This is a genomic window from Bacillus sp. GMa5/1, from assembly GCF_050172015.1.
In the GTDB taxonomy this organism is placed as follows: domain Bacteria; phylum Bacillota; class Bacilli; order Bacillales; family Bacillaceae_G; genus Bacillus_A; species Bacillus_A cereus.
On the sequence record NZ_JBNLYC010000350.1, the window covers coordinates 1 to 2,219 of the forward strand.

The window sequence follows — 2,219 nt, forward strand, 5'->3', positions numbered from 1 at the left end:
AACAACAATCAAATAGGTGAAAATAAGGAACAAACTATTTTTGATCATAAAGGAAATACGATTATGACAGAAGATAGAGAAATACACATTATTTCAAAATTCGAAGAACCTCTTATTGTCGTATTAGCAAATGTACTAAGTGATGAAGAGTGTGATGAATTAATTGAAATGTCTAAAAATAAAATGAAACGTTCTAAAGTTGGTTCAGCACGTGATGTAAATGATATTCGAACAAGTAGCGGTGCATTTTTGGAAGACAATGAACTTACTTCAAAGATTGAAAAACGAATTTCATCTATCATGAATGTTCCTGCGTCGCATGGTGAAGGATTGCACATTTTAAATTATGAAGTGGATCAACAATATAAAGCACACTATGATTATTTTGCGGAACATAGTAGATCAGCTGCTAACAATCGTATTAGTACGCTTGTAATGTATTTAAATGATGTAGAAGAAGGCGGAGAAACGTACTTCCCAAAATTAAATCTTTCTGTACACCCTAGAAAGGGAATGGCAGTATACTTTGAGTATTTTTATCAAGATCAATCATTAAACGAGCTTACGTTACACGGAGGGGCACCTGTAACGAAAGGCGAGAAATGGATTGCAACGCAGTGGGTGAGAAGAGGCACTTATAAGTAAAAGCGAGTGTTACGTTTTGTTCTTCATAGTATAAGAACAAAACGTTTTTTTATTAAACAAAGTAGCATCTTTCGTTATAATAACAATTAATAAATGACGATTGAGAGGACAAGAAATGAAATCTATATACATAACCGGCTACATGGGAGCAGGTAAAACAACAATTGGAAAAGCGTTAAGTAAAGAACTTCAAATGGATGTTGTAGATACTGATCAAAAAATCGAAGAGAAGCAAGAGAAGGCAATTCGAAAAATTTTTGCCGAAGAAGGCGAAATGGCTTTTCGGGAATATGAAAGCGAAATGTTACGTGCGCTACCAGTCCATAATGTTATTATTACAACTGGTGGGGGAATTATTGAACGAGCGGAAAATCGCAAGTGGATGAAAGAGAACGGAACTGTCGTGTATTTATATTGTGATCCGCATGTAATTGCAGAAAGGCTTCGTGAAGATACGACACGTCCACTATTTCAAAAGAAAGATATAGATGCATTCGTAAAGAAATTTGAATCACGCCGAGCTTATTATGAAGAGGCTCATATTCATATCGATACGACAAATAAGTCTGTAAAGCAAATTATGAATGAATTAAAGGAAAAGATTAATGTATAAAAAAGTGGACATACTAATCAAGTAGAGGTGATGATAATATGTCTACTAATGATTATGTTCGCTTTGTGACGCAGCAGTTTGTGTCGTATATGGATGCTCCAAAAGAAGATCGAAAACAAAAGAAAGAACAACGCCGTGCTGAAAAAGAGCCATTTATGAATAAGTGGTTTGGTGTTATGCCGCTGAGTGCTGCTTTGTTTTACCGAAATGTAAAAAGTAAAAGAAAAAAATCAAGTTAAATTTTAGTCATATGTTTAACAAACCAAAAATCCCCTAGTGTCGTATTACACTAGGGGATTTTTATTTACTGCACGGATTCTTGTTCTTCCGTAACGGCATGTATTTTATTATTTACCCAAACAAATCCAATTCCGATACAAATGGAAATGCCCCATCCAACAGCGGTCATAATCGCTCTCATTTCACCATAGCCATCTACACCGAAAACAGAGATGAAATAAATTTTTAAGAAGCTTTTTAATATGAATTGTAGACCGAAAAATAGCGTTAAATATTGTAGTGCTGGATAAATACGACTATCACGATAAAGCTCACGACTTTTATCACGGTCATGGCCTTGCAGTGCGGCAATATCCGCAGCGAAATATAACATAAGTGGTTTCTTTATAAAAATTGTACATATGACGATAATACCGAGTACGATGTGATAATATGCATCATTCCACAACATTCGTTCAGCTGACCCAGATAATAAATCTACCGTTGTATTAGAAATGAGTGTAATTAAAATAAAGAACCCTGTCACGTTAAACTGTTTTTCTTTTTTAAAGGTATACAGTGTATAAATAATCCCCGGAACAGAGGAAAGTAACATCGCGTAATAAGGATCGATATAAGGTTTTGCAAATTTCCAAATGAGGAATGGGATTACGAGATAAAAGACAAGATCTAATATAGCTTTTTTATTTTGATTCATACAAAGCCTCCTTAAGTCATACAT

The 2,219-nt window shown here is 34.5% G+C and carries 4 protein-coding genes; 3 read left to right on the top strand and 1 reads right to left on the bottom strand.

The window, feature by feature from the left end; translation table 11 throughout:
- The 3 genes from ACQGSG_RS28470 to ACQGSG_RS28480 all read left to right on the top strand — a co-directional run.
- Window positions 1-645, top strand: a 645-nt coding sequence (locus tag ACQGSG_RS28470; protein WP_426948659.1) for a 2OG-Fe(II) oxygenase, incomplete at its 5' end; no start/stop codon positions are given.
- Window positions 646-760: 115 nt separating this feature from the next.
- A complete protein-coding gene (locus ACQGSG_RS28475) occupies window positions 761-1,258 on the top strand; it encodes a shikimate kinase (RefSeq protein ID WP_000836650.1) in 498 nt (165 codons plus the stop codon).
- 38 nt (window positions 1,259-1,296) lie between these two features.
- Entirely contained in the window at window positions 1,297-1,497 is a 201-nt protein-coding gene (locus ACQGSG_RS28480; RefSeq protein ID WP_000106083.1) for a YqzE family protein, read from the top strand.
- A 65-nt stretch (window positions 1,498-1,562) separates the two neighbouring features.
- Here the strand turns inward: ACQGSG_RS28480 and ACQGSG_RS28485 are convergent, their stop codons facing one another.
- Window positions 1,563-2,195: a VC0807 family protein gene (locus ACQGSG_RS28485; RefSeq protein WP_001073111.1), complete on the bottom strand. Its 633-nt coding sequence runs from the start codon at window positions 2,193-2,195 to the stop codon at window positions 1,563-1,565.
- Between the last annotated feature and the right edge of the window lie 24 nt (window positions 2,196-2,219).